Source organism: Niveispirillum sp. SYP-B3756, from assembly GCF_009495745.1.
Lineage (GTDB): Bacteria > Pseudomonadota > Alphaproteobacteria > Azospirillales > Azospirillaceae > Niveispirillum.
In genome coordinates this window covers 196,209-215,290 of sequence record NZ_WIDQ01000002.1, presented here as the reverse complement: position 1 = coordinate 215,290, position 19,082 = coordinate 196,209, and the positions used below count along the sequence as shown (strand labels likewise).

At 64.8% G+C, this 19,082-nt stretch carries 15 protein-coding genes; 12 read left to right on the top strand and 3 right to left on the bottom strand.

Annotated features, from left to right (window positions below; all coding sequences use genetic code 11):
* Nucleotides 1-32 precede the first annotated feature (32 nt).
* From GE253_RS04885 to GE253_RS04855, 7 genes are all read left to right on the top strand, one after another.
* Nucleotides 33-1,049, top strand: a complete 1,017-nt coding sequence (locus GE253_RS04885; RefSeq protein ID WP_153203024.1) for an FAD:protein FMN transferase — start codon at nt 33-35, stop codon at nt 1,047-1,049.
* Nucleotides 1,042-2,532, top strand: coding sequence for a sulfite reductase subunit alpha (locus tag GE253_RS04880; protein WP_153203396.1), 1,491 nt, complete (start codon nt 1,042-1,044; stop codon nt 2,530-2,532). The genes GE253_RS04885 and GE253_RS04880 overlap by 8 nt, the downstream gene beginning before the upstream one ends.
* Before the next feature lie 112 nt (nt 2,533-2,644).
* Nucleotides 2,645-3,187: an RNA polymerase sigma factor gene (locus GE253_RS04875; RefSeq protein WP_153203023.1), complete on the top strand. Its 543-nt coding sequence runs from the start codon at nt 2,645-2,647 to the stop codon at nt 3,185-3,187.
* Complete coding sequence (locus GE253_RS04870) at nt 3,184-4,203, top strand: FecR domain-containing protein (protein ID WP_153203022.1); 1,020 nt, start codon at nt 3,184-3,186, stop codon at nt 4,201-4,203. The genes GE253_RS04875 and GE253_RS04870 overlap by 4 nt, the downstream gene beginning before the upstream one ends.
* 144 nt (nt 4,204-4,347) lie before the next feature.
* Nucleotides 4,348-6,891: a TonB-dependent receptor gene (locus GE253_RS04865; RefSeq protein WP_153203021.1), complete on the top strand. Its 2,544-nt coding sequence runs from the start codon at nt 4,348-4,350 to the stop codon at nt 6,889-6,891.
* Between the two features lie 92 nt (nt 6,892-6,983).
* Nucleotides 6,984-8,552, top strand: coding sequence for a flagellar hook-length control protein FliK (locus GE253_RS04860; RefSeq protein WP_173012503.1), 1,569 nt, complete (start codon nt 6,984-6,986; stop codon nt 8,550-8,552).
* 14 nt (nt 8,553-8,566) lie between these two features.
* Nucleotides 8,567-9,226, top strand: a complete 660-nt coding sequence (locus tag GE253_RS04855) for a flagellar hook assembly protein FlgD (RefSeq protein ID WP_173012502.1) — start codon at nt 8,567-8,569, stop codon at nt 9,224-9,226.
* Between the two features lie 41 nt (nt 9,227-9,267).
* Here GE253_RS04855 and GE253_RS04850 read toward each other — a convergent pair whose 3' ends face one another.
* A complete protein-coding gene (locus GE253_RS04850; RefSeq protein WP_173012501.1) occupies nt 9,268-10,215 on the bottom strand; it encodes an arginase in 948 nt (315 codons plus the stop codon).
* Nucleotides 10,216-10,239: 24 nt separating this feature from the next.
* The gene (rocD, locus tag GE253_RS04845; protein WP_153203017.1) at nt 10,240-11,463 is read right to left on the bottom strand and encodes an ornithine--oxo-acid transaminase; all 1,224 of its coding nucleotides are present in this window, start codon (nt 11,461-11,463) and stop codon (nt 10,240-10,242) included.
* Nucleotides 11,464-11,913: 450 nt separating this feature from the next.
* On the opposite strand from rocD, the gene GE253_RS04840 reads away from it, so the two are divergent.
* The gene (locus tag GE253_RS04840) at nt 11,914-12,864 is read left to right on the top strand and encodes an AAA family ATPase (protein ID WP_153203016.1); all 951 of its coding nucleotides are present in this window, start codon (nt 11,914-11,916) and stop codon (nt 12,862-12,864) included.
* A complete protein-coding gene (locus GE253_RS04835) occupies nt 12,857-13,777 on the top strand; it encodes a ParB/RepB/Spo0J family partition protein (protein ID WP_153203015.1) in 921 nt (306 codons plus the stop codon). The genes GE253_RS04840 and GE253_RS04835 overlap by 8 nt, the downstream gene beginning before the upstream one ends.
* 48 nt (nt 13,778-13,825) lie before the next feature.
* Here the strand turns inward: GE253_RS04835 and GE253_RS04830 are convergent, their stop codons facing one another.
* Entirely contained in the window at nt 13,826-15,154 is a 1,329-nt protein-coding gene (locus tag GE253_RS04830; RefSeq protein WP_153203014.1) for a replication initiation protein, read from the bottom strand.
* A gap of 835 nt (nt 15,155-15,989) precedes the next feature.
* On the opposite strand from GE253_RS04830, the gene GE253_RS04825 reads away from it, so the two are divergent.
* The 3 genes from GE253_RS04825 to GE253_RS04815 all read left to right on the top strand — a co-directional run bounded on the left by GE253_RS04825 (nt 15,990) and on the right by GE253_RS04815 (nt 19,078).
* Entirely contained in the window at nt 15,990-16,895 is a 906-nt protein-coding gene (locus GE253_RS04825) for a pirin family protein (protein WP_089288227.1), read from the top strand.
* Nucleotides 16,896-17,206: 311 nt separating this feature from the next.
* A complete protein-coding gene (locus GE253_RS04820; RefSeq protein ID WP_153203013.1) occupies nt 17,207-18,184 on the top strand; it encodes an ABC transporter substrate-binding protein in 978 nt (325 codons plus the stop codon).
* Between the two features lie 72 nt (nt 18,185-18,256).
* Nucleotides 18,257-19,078 carry an ABC transporter permease gene (locus GE253_RS04815; RefSeq protein ID WP_153203012.1) on the top strand — a complete coding sequence of 274 codons (822 nt, stop codon included), beginning with the start codon at nt 18,257-18,259 and terminating at the stop codon, nt 19,076-19,078.
* Nucleotides 19,079-19,082 lie beyond the last annotated feature (4 nt).

Below are 19,082 nucleotides of genomic sequence, written 5' to 3'. Positions count from 1 at the left end.
TTTTCCTCCCTTGTCCCGCTTGTCCGGTTCCGATGCTGCGCCTGATCCTTCCGCTTGATGCGCCGGAGGCGGCCTTGCCGCCGCCCGGTACGCCCACGATTGCCCTGCAGGGGCAGACCATGGGCACCTATTGGGCGCTGCGCCTGATCCAGCCCGCCGCCCCCGACCCGGTGGCCCTGCGCGGGCAGGTGGTGGCCATCCTGGATGGGGTCATCCAGCAGATGAGCAACTGGGAAAAGGATTCGTTGCTAACCCGGTACAATCAAGCAGAACCGCGCACTTGGCACGATCTGCCGGCCGATATGGCCCAGGTGATCGGCTGCGCGCTGGATGTGGCGGCGGCCAGCGGCGGCGCCTATGACCCCACCATCGGCCCCTTGGTCGATCTCTGGGGCTTCGGCCCGGCCGGGCCTGCCGCAATTCCCGATGCCGCCGCCATCGCCCGTGCGCGGGAACGCTGTGGCTGGCAAGGATTATTGCTGAACCGGAATGAAAGCCGGCTCTACCAGCCCGGTGGGTTGCATCTGGATTTGTCGGCCATCGCCAAGGGCTTTGCCGTGGATAAGGTGGCAGCAGCCCTGACGGCGCGCGGTATCCGCAGTTTTCTGGTGGATATTGGCGGGGAGTTGCGCGGCTGGGGCATCAAACCCGATGCCACCCCCTGGTGGGTGGGGCTGGAACGGGCCTGCACGCTGGATGGCGTGATGGGGGGCGTGGAAACCAAGGTGGCGTTGCACGGGCTTTCCATCGCCACCAGCGGCGACAGCCGGCGGTTCATCAGCCATGATGGACAGCGCCTGTCCCACACCATCGACCCGCGCAGCGGTCACCCGGTACCGGACCGGCTGGCGGCGGTGACCGTTTTGCATCCGGAATGTATGCTGGCCGATGTCTGGGCCACGGCCCTGGGCGTGCTGGGGCAGGAAGAGGGGATGGAACTGGCCACCCGGCAGGGGCTGGCCGCCTTGTTCCTGCTGCGCGACGGCGGCGGGATTGTGGAGCGGTTCAGCCCGGCCCTGGCCGCCATGCTGGATGAGGATGATGTCTGAGGCGCTGTTGCTGCTATCCCCCGCCACAGCGCGCCCGCTGGCGGCCGGCGCGCTGGTGCTGGCCTATGCCGGTTTCTGCGGCTGGACATGGTGGCGGCACCGCCGGCGCCGGCGCGCGGCAACCGGGCCGGCGGGCGGGGTGCTGGTGGCCTATGCCAGCCAGACCGGCTTTGCCGAAATGCTGGCCGAACGCGCGGTTGCCGCCCTGCAGGGGGCCGGGCGCGCCGCCTGGGCCACCCCGCTGGGCGGGCTGGATGCGGCGGCCCTGGCGGGGGCGGGGCAGGTGCTGTTCATCGTCAGCACGACCGGGGAAGGCGATGCGCCGGACAATGCCGCCCGCTTTGTTGCCCAGGTGATGGCCAGACCGGCGGCCCTGCAGGGGCTGAATTATGGCCTGCTGGCGTTGGGCGACCGATCCTATCGGCACTATTGCGCCTTTGGCCACGCGCTGGATGGCTGGCTGCGCCATGGCGGGGCGGTGCCTTTGTTCGACCGGGTGGAGGTGGATAATGGCGACGGCGCCGCCCTGCGCCAATGGCAGGGGCAGTTGGCGCATCTGGCCGGTGGTGCGGTGGCGGCGGACTGGGCGCCTGTGGCCTATCAGTCCTGGCGGCTGGAAACCCGCCGCCACCTGAATCCCGGCAGCCCCGGCGGCCCGATCCATCATCTGCGCCTGACCCCGCCGGCCGGTATCGCGGCAGATTGGCAGGCGGGTGATGTGGCAGAGGTGGGGCCGGGGAACGATCCGGCACAGGTGGCGGCCCTGCTGGCAGCGCTGGGGCTGCCGGCGGATATGGAAGCTGATCTGGCCTTCGCCCGCCTGCCGGAAAGGCCGGAAAGCTGGCGCGGCCTGTCGCCGGCGGCGATCCGCGAACGGCTGGAGCCACTGCCGCACCGGGAATATTCCATCGCCTCCCTGCCCGCCGATGGGGCGCTGGAACTGGTGGTGCGGCAGGTGGTCGGTCCCGATGGGCGGCTGGGCCTGGGCTCTGGCTGGCTGACGCAGCACGCGGCGATGGGGGCCACCATCCGCCTGCGCCTTCGCCGCAACAGTGCTTTCCACCCGCCCGCCGATGACAGGCCGCTGATCCTGATCGGCAATGGCACCGGTATTGCCGGGCTGCGGGCGCAGTTGAAGGCCCGGGCGGCGGCCGGGCATGGCCGCAACTGGCTGCTGTTCGGTGAACGCACCCGCGCGCATGACAGCCTGTTTGGCGATGAACTGGCCGCCTGGCAGGCGGCGGGCCATCTCTCCCGCCTGGATCTGGCCTTTTCCCGCGATGGCGGCGGCTATGTCCAAGACCGGCTGGCCGCAGCAGCGGATGAGCTGCGGGCCTGGGTGGCGCAGGGGGCGGCCCTCTATGTCTGCGGCAGCCTGGACGGCATGGCCGGCGGGGTGCACGCGGTGCTGGAACAGGTGCTGGGGGCCGATGCATTGGCCGACATGGCCGCCGACCGCCGATATTGCCGCGACGTTTACTGACGCCATCTTGGGTCACGGGCCGTCACCTGTCTGACACGAAACTGTCGCGGAACCGGTGCTATAGGGGCGGTCCCGAACCCTTGGGTCAACCCGACCGGCAACGGAGACGGCCATGCCCCCCGCGAAAAACCGCCTGCTTCCACCGCGCCCTGGCACGCAGGCGCTGGACCACGCCGACCATCGCGCCGCCCTGCGCGCCTATTTCACCCGCCGCCTGGATATGGCGGACGAGGTGGAGGACCATGTGCAGGATGTCTATTGCCGGGTGCTGGCGGCGCGGGTGGATGGGCAGCGGGTGACCAATTGGCGTGACATGCTGATGCGGGTGGCCTCCAGCGTCTGGATTGACCGGTTCCGGCGTGACAAGGCCCGCGTGCGTGACCGCCATGTCGCCTTTGACGAGGCGATCGAGGTCAGCGACGGCGGTGCTACCTCGCCGGAAGCGGCGGCGGCCGGTCGCCAGAAGCTGGCAGCCGTGCGCGCCGCCCTGTTGGAACTGGAACCGGTGTGCCGGCAATCCTTCGTGCTTGCCCGTTACGAAGGTATGTCGCATAAGGAAATTGCGGCGCACCTTGGCATCCCAACCGTGGCGGTGGGGCGGCATATTGAACGCGCCATGATCCATTTGGCCCGGCGGGTGGCCGATCAGGCATGACAGTCGGTTCGGGAAGCAATTATCGGGATTTTGACGAAGGCACGCTGGCCGATGCCGCGGCGTGGCTGGCGCGCCTGACCGGCGGTGACGCCAGCGATGCCGAATGGGATGAATTTACCGGCTGGCTTTATGCCGATCCGCGCCATGGCGCGGCCATGCATTTGGTGGAAAGCGGCTGGCGCAGCAGTGCTGAACTGGCTGATGACCCGACCATCCGGGCGGAACGGCGGCGTGCGCGCGGCCTGCGGCTGGCTGGCCCTGCAACCAAGCCTCCGGCGGCACCGGTGCGCCCCTGGTCCATGGCCCTGATGGGGGCGGGGGCTTTGGCGCTTGTCGCCCTGGCCGTGATCAGCGTCTTTCCCCCCGCCAATTACGCCACCCGGCAGACCTACCGGTCCGCCATGGGGCAGGTGGTGGAAGTGTCGCTGCCCGATGGCAGCCTGCTGCGGCTGAACACCGATACGCTGTTGACGGTGGAGTATGGCTGGCTGGGCCGCGATGTGCGGCTGGAGCGCGGGGAGGCGGAATTCACCGTTGCCCATGGCGATTTCCGCCCCTTCACCGTGCGGGATGGGGATACCGCCATCCGGGCCACCGGCACCCTGTTCAGCGTGCGCGATACCGCCCGGGGCACACGGATTTTCCTGGCCGAAGGCGGGGTTGATCTGCGCCGGCTGTCCGATGACAGGCTGCTGGCGCATCTGACGCCCGGTCAGCGCGCCGATGTGGCGGCGAACGGAAAATTGCTGCTGGCCAACAGCGACGCCACCCGTGAATTTGCCTGGCGGCATGGTCAGGTGGCGTTCGACGCCACGCCATTATCAGCAGCCCTGGCTGAATTTGCGCGCTATACCCATGTCGATGTGCAGGTGCTGCCGGGTGCTGCTGACCTGAAGGTCAGCGGGGTTTATCGCAACAGCGACCTGATCGCCTTTTTGAATGCCGTCAGCCGGCTGTACAAAGTCCGCTGGCATCAAGCCAGCCCTGGGCGGCTGGTGGTAGAGCCGGTGGGTTGAGGCATCAACAACAGTAATCCCCGCTTTTCCGGCACCACCCATTTCCTAAAATGTGAAAGTTTTAAGTAATCCCGGAATCTTTGTGTCCTCTGCGTCTCTGTTTGTCACCGGGCGAGACCGGATAGAGTGATGACGGGGGAATAGATGTTTTCGCGTATGCTGAACCATTGCCTGCTGGCGGGCACCATTCTTTCCGGCAGTCTGGTGCTACCCGCCATGGCACAAGTGGCGCCGGGGGTGCAGCCCGGCTATAGCGTGCCGGCACAGGATCTCTCCGCCGCCCTGATGGCACTGGCCCGCCAGTCTGGCCGCAATGTGCTGTTCACGCCGGAAATGGTGCAGGGCCGCCGCTCCGTCGCCATCGACAAGGTGGCCGATTTCACCACCGCCATCGATATCATGCTGGCCGGGTCGGGCTTGCGCGCCGTGGTGGAGGCCGATGGCTCCGTCACCCTGGCGGCGACACCCGCACCAGCAGCGCCCAAGGCCCAACCAGCCGCCCCGGCCCGCCGTGCCCAGGTGGTGCCGACCGCAGCGGAACCGCTGGTACTGGAAGAAATTCTGGTGACGGCGCAGAAGCGCGCTGAACCGATTGAATTTGTGCCCGCCGCCCTGGCCGTGATGGATGGGGAAGAGGCGGCCCGGCGCGGCGTGACTGATTTCACCCGGCTGGTGGATGAAGTGCCGGGCCTGTCCATCAATTACGCATTTGGCGGGGCCAATTACGGGCTGTTGTCCATCCGGGGCATTGGCGGGGCCGATGATTACAAGCCCAATGGCAACCCCTCGGTGGCGTTGCATGTCGATGGCATCTACCAGACCTCCAACGCCTATCTGGGCACGCCCCTGTTCGATCTGGAGCGGATCGAGGTGTTGAAGGGCCCGCAGGGCACGCTTTACGGCCGCAACACCACGGCGGGCGTGATCAATGCCATCACCAAGGGGCCGGGCGACAGGCTGGAAGGCTATGTCGATCTGAAGGCCGGCAGCCATGATTATACCGGCTTTGAAGCCGCTGTCGGCGGCCCCGTCTCCGACAAGGTAGGCATCCGGCTGGCGGTTTTCGGTGAACAGGGCGGCGGTTTCATGGAGGGCATGGGGGCGGGCCGGCTGGCTGGATATCGCCCCACTGTCGGTGGCAAGCTGCAGACCCAGGTGCCGGCCATCAGCGACCCCGGCCATCGTGACGGGTTCGGCGACAAGGATCTGTTCGCCGCGCGCGGCACCATCGCCCTGCAATTGGCCGAGGAAACCAGCCTGACGCTCAAGGCCTTCGGCAGCCGCGACCGCGGTGATACCCGCCAATATGACCGGTTGGCCCTGGCCCAGGACAATACGCTGATGAATGCGGGGGAAGATGCCGATCCCTATCGCTTTTATACGGCGCAATATTACCGGCACCATATCGACATGAAGGGCCTGTCCGGCACGCTGGAACATCGGCTGGCCGATAACCTGAACCTGACCGTGCTGGCCGGCTGGCAGGACAGCACCCGCAAGGGCGGCGGCAATGGCGACGGCACGCCCTATCCGGGCTATCAGTTCCAGTTCGATGACCGGTTGAGCCAGGTCTCTTTCGAGGCGCGGATCAGCGATGACCGGGGCGGGGCGTTCGACTGGCTGCTGGGCGCCTTCTATGTCAGCGATGATGTGGATTTCGACAGTCTGTGGACCAGCTTCACCGTGCTGTCGGTCTACCAGTCCCCCTATTCGCAGACGCGTGACAGCATGGCCCTGTTCGGCCAGGGTGACTGGAACATCTCCGACAGCCTGCGCCTGTCGCTGGGCCTGCGCTATACGCGCGACAATGCCGATTTTCAGGGCAGCAATATCGACCTCAACCCCTGGGGCATCTCCACCTTCGCCAAAAGTTTCGGCACCAGCAGCCCGTTTCGCTGGGACCGCGCCTTTGATGATGACAATCTGTCCGGCCGCGTCACCCTGCAATGGTTCGCCAATGAGGAGTTGAACCTGTTCGCCTCCTATGGCACCGGCTATCGCGGCGGCGGGTTCGACGGCACCTCCATCTTCACCTATGAAGAGACGCTGCCGTTCAAGTCGGAAACCGTGCAATCGGTGGAAGGCGGGGTGCGCTGGACGCGCGATCGCATCCGGGTGTCGCTGGACGGGTTCGGCTATTGGTTCAAGGATCTGCAGGCCACGACGCGGCTTTCCAACGATACCAACGGCCGCACCAATGTCGGCCGTGCCTGGTCGCGCGGGGTGGAGGCCTCGGTACAGGCGGGGCTGCTGCGGCTGGAAGGGCAGAGTTTGGACCTGAAGGCATCGGCCGCCTATCTGGATACCAAGATCACCCAATTCACCTCCAAGCGCATCGCCGATGTGCTGGCCACGGTGGGCGACCCGCTGCCCGGCGCCCCGGACATCACCGCCAATGTGGCGCTGATCCACAATCTCGACCTGTCGGATGGCTGGGTGCTGGGCAGCCGGATCGACCTGTCCCACCATGGCAAGGAAAGCAACCGGCTGAACGCCCTGCCCAACAACACGGCCAAGGCCTATACGTTGCTGAATGCCCGCCTGGAACTGACGGCGCCCGGGGACTGGGCCGTCTATCTCTATGGCCGCAACATCACCGATAAGGTCTATTTCCCGGAAATGAACGGGGCGGCCCGGCTGGTGGGGGAACCGGCCACCTATGGCGCGGGTGTGCGCTATCGCTTCTGATCGCGCATCCCGGTGGATAAGCCCGGCTTAAAACCGGGCTTAATCCCCCCATGGTTCAATCGCCTCCTCTGTTCTTCTGGGGGAGGCGGGCAATGCAGCCGCTGATCGCCATGCTGGTTCCCGCCGCGCCGACGGAAGGGGGAACGAACGCCACCGGCCGCGTTGCCCAAAACGCGGCCGGACCGATGGCTGGCTCTGGTTTCGATGCCCTGATCGCGACCCTGCTGGGCGCGACGGAAGGGGGGGCAGCGCCGGCGATGGAGGGTATCACCACACCGTCTGATAAAGACAGCCCCCTGCCCTTGGCCCGACCCGATCAGACAGCGGACAGCGCCTCTCTGGTGGCGGCCTTGCTGCATGTCGCCGGGCTACGTCCGGTGACAGATCAAGCACCTGTAGAGACGGAACCGGTGGGGGCGATCCTGCCGCTTCCGGTTCCGTTGGGCAGCACGTTGCCCGCCGGTCAGTTGCCTGCGGAATCGGCGCCGCAGGCAGTCTTGACGCCAATATCCACCGATCCTGCCGCCGTTCCGTCGCAGTCCCCGCCCCCTCCGACAGGGCAGCCCATGCTGACCCTCACGGATGGGGCAATGCTGCCGGGCGATGGGTTGCCGATACCGGCAGCACCACCATCCACAGCATCAATGGAAGCCAGCGGAATTCAACCTTCCTCTGATAGCTCACCCGGTCATCCCTTGCAGGTACCAGTTCCGCCCCAAAGATTGATGGGGGAGGTGGAAGAGGCGATTGACCCCGGCGCAACGGCATCCCCCCTTTCCCCACCGGTCGATCCCGTACTGACAGCCCCCGTTTCCGCCGATATTGTCAGCATCAGCGAGCCGGCATTTGCCCCACCGATGGCAGCGGTTATCGCTGCCCCGGGAGCATTTGCGCCGGAAAGGCCGCGCACCATGCCCGGCAAAGCCGCCGTTGCCATTTTGATCAAGGCAGACGGGCCACCCGCAGAAATCTCAGCACCGGCGCCCGAAACGGCCATACGCGTTGCCGGCACCGTCCAGCCGATGGACAGGAAAGACGGGGACGATCCGGCTGCCCAAGTTCCTTCTTCCCCGCGTGGCGCAGTGGAAAGGCCGGCACCGCTGTCAGCGACCATTGCTGCCGTCCCTCCCGATCCACCGCCTGAAACTGCCGCTGCCCCCGTCAATCCGGCGTCCTCCGCCGCTGGGACGGCGGTGCGGGAAGCAGCGGGCGTTGCCAGCCCGCTGGCCCCCCGTCGCTCTGCGACCAGCCATCTGTCACCGGCAGCGCAATTGACCGGCCGCATCGAACAGGCGGTTTCAGAGGGACGCACCACCCTGACGGTGCGGCTGGACCCAGAGGCGCTGGGTCGGGTTGAAGTCAGGCTGGAGATGCAGGATGGCCGGGTGACGGCCAGCATCGCCGCCGAACGCCCGGCCACGCTGGACCTGCTGCAGCGTGATTCCCGCCTGCTGGAACGCGCGGTGGAACAAGGCGGCCTGCAGCTATCTGGCGGCGGCCTGCAATTTTCCCTGCGGGAAGGGGCCGGCCAATGGGCCGAAGCCCAGGCCGGTAACCGGCGTGGCGGGCTGGCCTATGGCATGGCGGCGGCCGAACCGGCCGCCGATCCCCTGTCCCCGGCCCCTTACACCTCCGACAGCCTTGTCGATATCCAGATCTGAAAAGGAAGATGGCCATGAGCGTTTCTGGCATCAGCGGCAGTGACGGCGCCCAGACCACCACGAAGACCGCCCAGACCCAGTTGACCGCCGACATCAATGCATTCCTGAAGCTGATGGTGGCGCAGGTCCGCAATCAGGATCCAACCAAGCCGATGGACAGCACCCAGTGGGTGGCGCAACTGGCCCAGTTCTCCACAGTGGAACAGCAGGTGCAGTCCAACGGCAAGCTGGGCGATGTGCTGACGGAGCTGAAATCCACCTCCGAACGGATCGATCTTGGCTATATCGGCCGCAAGGTGGAGGTGGAGGGGGCGGAAGTCGGCCTGAAGGAAGGCAAGCTGGCGGCCCGCTATAGCGTGCCCAAGGGGGCGACCAGCGTCGGCGTCCATATCGTGGATGCCGATGGAACCGTGGTGCGCAGCTTCGACGGCAACAGCAGTGCTGGCACCTATGATCTTGCCTGGGATGGCACGACCAGCGACGGGGTAAGGCTGCCCGATGGGGCCTACACGATCTTCGTCGATGCCAGGGACGAGGCCGGCAAGGCCGTTGCCGGCACCAGCGTCACCTATGACGCCACCGTCACCCGGGTGCGCCGCGCGGAAGGGGAGACACGGTTTGACCTTTCCAACGGTGTCAGTGTGGCGCGTGATGCCATCCTCTCAGCCGCCTGACAACAAGAAGCGGCATAGGCGGGGCAACGTCGCAGCCTCGCCTATGCCGCCACACGCGCCGGAGCCAGCGCCCCCCGCTCCCCTGCCAGAAAGCCGGTCAGCAGCGCCATAGCCAGTTCGGCTGTCTGTCCGTCCCGGTCATGGCGGGGCGCCAGTTCCACCAGATCCAGGGCCATGACCAACCCGCTATCCCCCAACAGGCGCAGCGCGGCCAGGGCGCTTTCCCGGTCCAGCCCGTCCGGCACCGGGCTGCCCACGCCAGGGGCCAGGGCCGGGTCGAGCACATCCAGATCGAAACTGACATGCAGCAGGGCGTTTTCTGCCCGCACACGTTCCAGCAGATCGATCAGCAAAGCCGGCATCCCCTGTTGGCGCACCGCCTTCATCGGGTGCAGACAGACCCCGGCGCGGGCCAGATTGGCCGCCTCCCCCGGATCAATGTCGCGCACGCCGATCTGGGTCAGCCGGCCCGGCGGCACCAGGGGGGTGAAGGCACCAACCGCCAGCAATTCCGGCGCCCCCAGCCCGCAGATGCTGGCCGCCGGCAAGCCATGGGTATTGCCGGAGGGGGAGGTTTCCGGCGTGTTGAAATCCGGATGCGCATCCACCCACAGCAGATGCAGCGGCCGCCCCAGCCGGGCGGCATAAGCGGCACTGGCCGCGACCGAGCCCAGCGCCATGGCGTGATCGCCGCCCAGCAACAGCGGCGTGCCGCCGGTGGCCAGCACCCGGGCCACCCGGTCGCGCACCGCCGCACACCAGGCGGCCGTCTGGGCCAGATTGCGGCTGCCATCCGGCCCGGCAGCACCTTCATAGGCGGGACCGGTCACATCGCCCATATCGGCCACCAGTGCTGCCCCTGCCAATCGCTGCAATAGCCCGGCTTCACGCAAAGCCGCCGGCCCCTGGGCCGCCCCGCAATCCGTATGGCCGACATCGCTGGGCGCACCGATCAGGCCGAACCAGCCGGTTCGGCGTCCTGTCATCATCTGCATGTTCCGCCTCCCCTGCCCTTAAGCCCGCAGGGCTTCCAGGGTTTCGGCAAAACGGTCGATGGCCCAATCCAGATCGGCCCGGTCAATCACCAAAGGCGGGGCAAAGCGGATCACCGTCTCATGCGTTTCCTTGGACAGCACGCCGTGCCCCATCAGCGCCTCACACACCGCCCGCGCGCTGGCAAAGCCGGGATCAATCTCCACCCCCAGCCACAGGCCGCGGCCCCGCACGGCGCGGATGGCGGGATGGGTGAGCGCCGTCAGCCGATCCCTCATATGCTGGCCCAGTTCGGCCGAGCGTTGCACCAGCCCTTCCTCTTCCAGCACCTCCAGCGCCGTCAGCCCCACGGCGGCGGCCAGCGGGTTGCCGCCAAAGGTGCTGCCATGGTTGCCGGGCACGAACATGTCGATGACATCGCGCCGGGCGACAAAGGCGGAAACCGGCAACACCCCGCCGCCCAGCGCCTTGCCCAGGCACAGCCCGTCCGGGCGGATGGCTTCATGCTGAAAGGCGAACCATTGGCCGGTGCGGCCCAGACCGGATTGAATCTCGTCCAGGATCAGCAGCACATTGTGGCGGTCGCAGATTTCGCGCAGCCGGCGCAGATAACCATCCGGCGGCACCACAATGCCGGCCTCCCCCTGAATCGGTTCCACCAGAATGGCGGCGGTGTTGGGGCAGATAGCCGCCTCCATCGCCGCCGCATCACCATAGGGCACGCTGCGGAAGCCAGGGGCGAAGGGGCCGAACCCGTCCCGATAGGCGGGCTCGCTGGAGAAGCCGACAATGGTGGTGGTGCGGCCATGGAAATTGCCCTCCGCCACCAGGATCTGCGCATGGTTGGCGGGGATGCCCTTCACCGTGTGACCCCAGCGCCGGGCAGCCTTGATGGCGGTTTCCACCGCTTCGGCCCCGGTATTCATCGGCACGGCCCCATCCAGCCCGCTGAGCGCGCAAAGCCGGGCCAGGAACGGGCCCAAGCGGTCGGTGTGAAAGGCGCGGGAGACAACGGAAACCCGGCTCGCCTGTTCGATCAGGGTCCGCAGGATGCGCGGATGGCCATGGCCCAGATTGACCGCCGAATAAGCGCTCATCATGTCCAGATAGCGCCGCCCCTGGTCATCCCACATCCAGGCCCCTTCGGCACGGGCAATCACCACCGGCAATGGCTTGTAATTATGGGCGCACCAGCGATCCTCCAGGCTGATGGCATCGGCGCTGATCGAGGCATGAATATCCATGGCCTGTCCTCCCTTGGCATTTCCTGTATCGCCGCTGCGCGACGTTGCTTCCCATCAGCATGACAAAGCTGGGCAGCCGAAACGGCTGAACAGGCGGGCAGCGGCGACAGGAAACGGGTGCCGGGCAGCGCGGTGGCAGCCGTTTCGGCCCCGGACAATCCGGCACAGTAAGCCCCGGCCCGCGCCGCTGTGCGACGTCACACAGAACCCGTGCAATCCGGCACATGAAACAGAAAATGCCCCCCGTGCAATTTGGCACAGCAACAGGGGAGACAACGAAGACGTATAAATTTTCGTTTAATTACAATGGCTTAATTCCGCGTCCCGGATATGGCTTTCTGTGCCGGATTGCACGGGTATGAGGGTGGTGATTGACTTTCCCGCCGGGTTGAGACAAGTCTCAATCAATACAAACCGTTCCCAATCCCGTAACGCGATGATGGGCCTGCAATGACCCCCGACGAACTGCGCCAGTTCCGCGAGCGCCGCGGCGAAAGCCAAGCCGCCTTCGCCGCCTGGGTAAACACCAAACTGGGCCGCAAATATGATAATGCCACGATCAGCCGCTGGGAATCCGGGGCCGAACGGCTGCCGGTGCGGGTGGCGGAGTTCCTGGCCGCCGCCAGCCAGCGCGTTGCCAAGATCATTGCCGTGGCCAACCAGAAAGGCGGGGTGGGAAAAACCACCACATCGCTGAATCTGGGCTATGCGCTGGGGGAATTGGGCAAAAGGGTGCTGATCGTCGATGCCGACCAGCAGGCCACCGCCACGGAAGGGGCGGGGCTGGACCCGCTGACCGTGCAGGATGAAAAGCGCGGGCTGGAAGATGTGCTGTTCGGCGAAACCGCCATCCGCGACGCCATTGTCGCGCTGGACGGGTTCGACATGCTGCCCTGTACCATCGCGCTCGCCGAAGCGCAGATCAAAATCCTGCTGGATCCCGATGATGGCCGCTATGTCCTGCGGGAACGTTTGTCGGAAATTCAGCGCGATTATGATTACATCGTCATCGATTGCCCGCCGGAACTGGCCCTGATCACCATCAGCGCCCTGATCGCCGCCGATGCGCTGCTGATCCCGACCAAGGCCAGCCGCTATGATGTGCGCGGTATTCCGCTGATTTTCGACACGGTGCAGAAAATCCAGCGTCGCCAGAACCCCAGCCTGACCGTGCTGGGCATCCTGCCCACTATGTTCAACCGCAATTTCGCGGTTGAACAGCAAGTTCTGGCCGATTTGCAGGAGACGGTCGGGTCGAAAACCCGCATTTTCGCGCCCGTCCCCCGCTCCACCGAGATCGATCAGGCGACATATGCCGGGCAATTGCCCTTGAAGGCTCTGCCGAAATCACACCCAATCAATATTTACCGCACCATCGCGCAGGAGATCGTCAATGGTTAAGAATTGGCGTAAGGCCGGCGCACAGCAACCGGTGGTCAAAAGCATCGGTGAAAGCCTGGAACGGCCGGGCGCGGATTTGCTGTTCGGCGATACGGATGGCTTGCGCGACACGGTGATGCTGCGCCTGTCCGACGTGGTGGCCAACCCGCATCAGCCGCGCCGCCATTTTGATGAGACAGAACTGCAGGGCCTCGCCTCCTCCATGCGGGAAGTGGGGCAATTATCGCCTGTGCTGGTGACGCCGCACCCGACGGAGCCCAAGCATTTCATGCTGGTCGCCGGCGAACGGCGCTGGCGGGCCGCCACCATGGCCGGGATGAGCCGGATCATGGCCCATATTCTGCCGGTGGAAACCAATACCGAGCAGATCGCGCTGATCGAAAACCTGCAGCGCGTCGATCTCAGCCCCGTGGAAGAGGCCGAGGGCATCCGCCGCCTGATCGAAGCGCATGAATATAATCAAGAAGAAGTCGGCGACCTGTTGGGTCGTTCACGCACCGAAGTCAATACAACCCTGACCTTGTTGAAACTACACCCTGATATTCAGCGTGACTGTGTGACGTCACACAGCGATATTCCCAAGGCTGTTCTTCTGGAAGTCGCGCGTATGGAGTATCCGCAACAACTCACCTTGTGGGAAAGGGCTCGACAGGGGGCCTTGACCGTGCGCGAAGCCCGTGACGCGCGGTTGAAACCCGAAGTCGCAAAACCCGTGAGCGAACCCAAGGCGATGACGCCCAAGCGCTTCATCGCCGGCTTGGGAAAGCTGGAAAAGGGTCTGGAACAGGGTGTCCAGGCCCTGCAGAATGAGGGGGTCAAACTCTCCAAGGCCGACCGGCAGCGGCTGGAAGCCTTCCGCAGCCGCTTGCTGGAATATGCCGATCTGTTGGAAAGCGTGGGCCGGGAGGGCTGATCCCCGGCTTGTTTTTCCTGAAAAACGGGGCCGGCGAGCCCCGTTTTTTTATGCACGCAGCCCGGCCACCACCTCTTCCGCTACCAGCCCCACCCAGCGGGGCAGATTTTCCGGTGCCGTTGCGGCGCGCATTTCCTTGGCCCCCAATTCCTTGGCCCGGCGATACCAGCGGGCGCGCACGGTATAGGGCTCCCCGGACAGGAATTGCGCCGCCCGCACCGCCGCCGCCGAGGGTTCCGACCCTGGCGGGGTGATCTGTACCGGCCCCGATGCCGTCGGATGCAGCTTTTCCAGCCAGGCCCGGAAGGCGGCAGAGGGGTTGCGGCAGGGCTCCTTCTGGCGCAGCGCCCATTCCGCCCAACTGAAAATCGCCGTTTGCATATCCACGTCGGGATATTGGCTCACCAGCTCTTCCACCACCTCCAGCGAAACGCGCTGAATCAGGCCCAGCACACCGGCCGGGCCGCGTTCCCGGTCGGTGCGCCCATCTTCCAGATCAGGCGTATCCTGATCGCGCGCGTTGGCATGGGCGGTTTTGCCTACCGGGGCCTTGGCAAATTCCGTGATGCGGGCGGTGGCCACCAGATCGCTGTTCGATTTCTTCTTCACATCGAAGATCAGCTTTTCCACCTTGCGGCCTCGCCCATGCGAGCGGATTTCCTCATAGGCGATCAGCAAACCACTTAACTCATTGATTTCCTTGATACCTGGGTCCAGAACCCGGCGCTGGAAATGCGCATAATTGGGCATCTTGTCGCCACAGCCCAGGCTTTCACGCAGATCATCAATCGTCACTTCCCAGCGCGGTTCCCGCAAGTTGACGCGCAGGCTCAACAGCTCATAAAGCGCCAGGGAATATTTGGAGGAGAATTGGGCGCAGATGGCCAGATGGATGCGCGCCCAGGCACCCGGCTTGGCCAGCAGCGGGCGCAACTTGGGCGGAAACTCCCATTCCGCATAGCCAGCACCCCGTGGCAGGGCGCGGAAGGCCAGCAGGGGGGAACCACCTTCCTTCAACTGCTGATCCGCTTCGCTCCAATAAGGGAAACGCACCAGCGTCTGCATCAGCCGGTCGAATGACTGGCGCAGACGCACATTATTGCTTTCCGTATCATCGCCGATGGCGCGGCGCAGATCGGCGGTCGACGCGCGGAAGGGCGGCAGAATCGCGTTCGGATCGGCCAGCTTGTCCCAGCTATAGGCCAGCAGTACATTGAACAGCTTGCGGTCGGCCAAGGTGAGCCCGTTGCCGGTCTCCATCACCTCAATCTGGGTGCGCGGCTTCGGCAGCGTCGGATCGGTCGATAGATCCAACACATTGCCGCTGATGCGCGGCCGCACCATCTCCGGCTTGGGCATTGCAGCACTGGCCGCCATTAAATTCCGCTCCCCGACACGCGATGTCACTGTGACACAGCATCACCAGCACAGGCACAGGATCAAGCGAGAATCATCAAACCCGTGCGAGATGGCACAGTGACAGCGTCAAATGCCTGTCACAGCCGTGACATCCGGCACAGCAAGGGCAGCGCCCCCGGATTCGTCCCGTGAGATCAGGCACAGACACGCGCCAGCCCCAGGCTGTGCCGGGGAATCAGCCGGAAAATGCAGCGGAATCGGCGGTGAATCGGGGGGCTGACCGTGCGTTCTGGCACAGAATGGAGAGTGCTACCCGTGCAATCCGGCACAGGAAGGGCCGATAAGGGGCCCAGAATCCCGTGCAATCCGGCACAAGGAATGGAGCTAACAGATTGATTTTATAGAATGTTGTGATTTCCCCTCAAACCCCACCCGGACAATCCGGCACAGCAAGCCCCCTCCCCCGTGAAGTAAGGCATATGAAGCCGTGGGCTGGGGCACAAAAAGCCGGGCAATCCGGCACCGTGACTCAGAAGATCTGGCACACAGAGCCGGGTGTCGCGGCACAGAGACAGGGTTCAACTATCTGAAAAACAACCGATTTTTCTCCCTGAACTAAGAACAGGGAATCAAAGGAATCTTAAAAGAACAGAAAGGTTGAGGATAGCTTGAGACAAAAGGGGCAAAGGCAGGAACCCGCAGACAGGCGGACAGAAACCCACCAGCCCCCTAGTCACCCGATCCGCTTGGTACAAAGCTGACCGAAAAGCCTGCGCGGCGCCGGACAAAGATTGACGGGCATCAGGCAGCGCCTGATTCTGCCACCTCCAAGCCCCTGATGGAGTGTCCCAGCATGAGTGTCCCGACGCCAGAAAATGACGGCCCCATCAGCTTGATTGTCGTGCCCCGCAGTCATGATGTCGGCGGGTTTGAGGTGCGGCGCGCGTTGCCCACGGCCAAGCGTCGCATGGTCGGCCCCTTCATCTTCTGGGATCAGATGGGCCCGGGCTTCCTGCCAGCCGGCACCGGGCTGGATGTGCGCCCGCATCCCCATATCGGCCTGTCGACCGTCACCTATCTGTTCGAAGGGGAGATCATGCACCGGGACAGTTTAGGTTCGGTACAGCCGATCCGCCCCGGTGAGATCAACTGGATGACCGCCGGCAGCGGCATCGCCCATTCCGAACGCACAGAGGCCAGCCAGCGCAGCCATGGCAATGCCCTGTCCGGCATTCAGAGCTGGGTGGCCCTGCCGGAACGGTACGAGGAAATCACACCGGATTTCGTGCATTACAGCGCCGATGCCATGCCGGTGATCGAAGATCAGGGCGTGTGGATGCGGCTGATCGCCGGGGAGCTGTTCGGCGAATGCTCCCCCATCCGCACGCTCTCTGAAACCATCTACGCTGAAATCCTGCTGACGCCGGGAGCGCGCATCGCCATCCCGCCGGCCCATGCCGAGCGGGCGCTGTATGTTTCCAGCGGGGCGGTGGAAATCGCCGGCGACCGCCATGCGGTGGGCGAGGATGGCGGCGGTGTGCTGCTGGTGCTGCGCGAGGGGGATGAGATTGTCGTCACCGGGGTGACGGCGGCACGGGTGCTGCTGTTCGGCGGGGAGCCGATGGATGGCCCGCGCTATATCTGGTGGAACTTTGTTTCCAGCTCCAAGGAACGCATTGAGGATGCCAAGGCCGACTGGAAGGCCGGGCGCTTCCCGGCCGTGCCGGGTGAAACGGAATTCATCCCCCTGCCGGAGTAAGGCCAGCGACCGCTGGCCCGGCACCACGTGGTGCCGCAAGCCAAGGCGGCGGATGCCGCCGCCCGGCGCCTGAGGGAACACGCAATCCCCCGGCGGAAAAAGTGACAGGCGGGCGGGGTGGATGGCGGTTTTCCGCCGCCTTGCCCGCTCCCCGCCGCAATGCACAAGTGCTTGATCAGCAAGGATCATAGGGCGCAGATTTTTCGTATTGCAGCGCGATATTGGCACGTCCCCTGCTTTGGGAAGCCCAGCCCGGACATCGGCATGAAGCCGGGCGGAACAACCAACCCGAAGCCTGAGGATCGCCACCGATGAAACCCGCCAAGCTGCTTTCCCTGTGTGCCGCTACCGTCGCCCTCTGTGCGTTGGCCCCCGCCGCCATGGCCGCCGATGATGTGATTCGCGTCGGTAACCTGAAGCTGGCGCATTTCGGTGCCGTCTCCTATGTGCAGGAAATTGCCCCCTCCTGTGGCATCAAGGTGGAAACCAAGATTTTCGCCAAGGGCCCGGACGTGATGCAGGCCATCCTGGCCGGTGAGCTGGATGTCGGCGCTACGGCCTCGGAAGCCGCCATTTCCGGCCGCGCCAATGGCGCGCCGATCTACATCGTCGCCGGGTTTGCCAAGGGCGGCGCGCGTCTGGTGGCCGCCGCTGATTCCGGCATCAAGAGCGTGGCCGATCTGAAGGGCAAGAAGGTCGGCGTCACCCGTGGCAGCATCCAGGAAGTGCTGCTGGCGGCAGAACTGGACAAGGCGGGCCTCAGCTCGTCCGACCGGGGCGACAAGGATGTCACCATCACCTATCTGGGCTATCCGGACCTGAACCAGGCCCTGCTGCTGAAGCAGCTGGATGCCATCATGCAGACCGAGCCGCAAAGCTCCCAGGCCATCGGGGCCGGTTTCGGGACGGAAGTGATCAAGCCCTATGACACGCCCATCGGCTCCCCGGTCCGCACCATGGTGATGAGCGAGAAGTTCATGAAGGAAAAGCCGGAACTGGCACAGAAATACCTGGCCTGCTTCGTGAAGGCGACCAAGACCTTCATGGACAGCCCGGCCACCGCGTCGAAATTCGTGCGGGAAACCCTGTTCGGCGGCCAGCTGAAGGAAGCCGATTTCGATGCCGCTATCGGCAATGCCCCCTATACGCTGGGCATCACGGCCGAGCATATCCAGGCCACCACCGACACGATGAAGGCCCATGGCATCGGCAAAATGTCCAAGCCGCCGGTGGCCAAGGAATTCGTGCGCACCGAACTCCTCGATCTGGCGATGCAGCAGGTGAAGTGAGGCTCTGCCAAGGCGGGGGATGATCCCCCGCCTTATCCCCGACAACCCGTCTGCAATCCGGGAAAAACCTACATGAAGAAGCCGAAACTGAAGGCCGTGGCAGAAGGGGCCGCCGTGCCCGTGCTGCTGCTGGCCCTGTGGCAATTTGTCTGTTCCATGGGCTGGGTCAATGAACATGTCCTGCCCTCCCCCGGTGCTGTCGCCGTGCGCTGGTGGCAATATCTGGCCCCGCTGGAACCCTATGATCCAGCTTCCGGTTCCTGGCTGGCCTGGGCCGTGTCGGGGGAGTTGATCATCGACAGTATCGGCAGCCTTTACCGCGTGCTGATGGGCTTTCTGGTGGGGGGCGTGCTGGCCCTGCCGCTGGGCCTGCTGATGGGGGCCAAGCCCGCCGTCTATCGCTGGTTCGACCCGATGATCCAGGTGCTGCGCCCCATCCCGCCCATCGCCTATATCCCGCTGTCGATCCTGTGGTTTGGCCTTGGCAATCCGCCGGCCATCTTCCTGATCGCCATCGGCGCCTTCTTCCCCGTGCTGGTGAACACCATTGCCGGGGTGCGCCATGTGGATGGCATCTATCTGCGCGCGGCACGCAACCTGGGGGCCAGCCAGAGCACGATTTTCCGTCGGGTCATCCTGCCAGCGGCCACGCCCTATATCCTGTCCGGCGTGCGCATCGGCATCGGTACCGCCTTCATCGTGGTGATCGTGGCGGAGATGATTGCCGTCTCCAACGGGCTGGGTTTCCGCATTCTGGAAGCGCGGGAATATTTCTGGTCCGACAAGATCATCGCCGGGATGCTGACCATCGGTCTCTGGGGTCTGGCCATCGATGTCGGCGTCAGCCGGCTGAATAATCACCTGCTGCGGTGGCACCGCGGCCTTGAGCATTGATGCA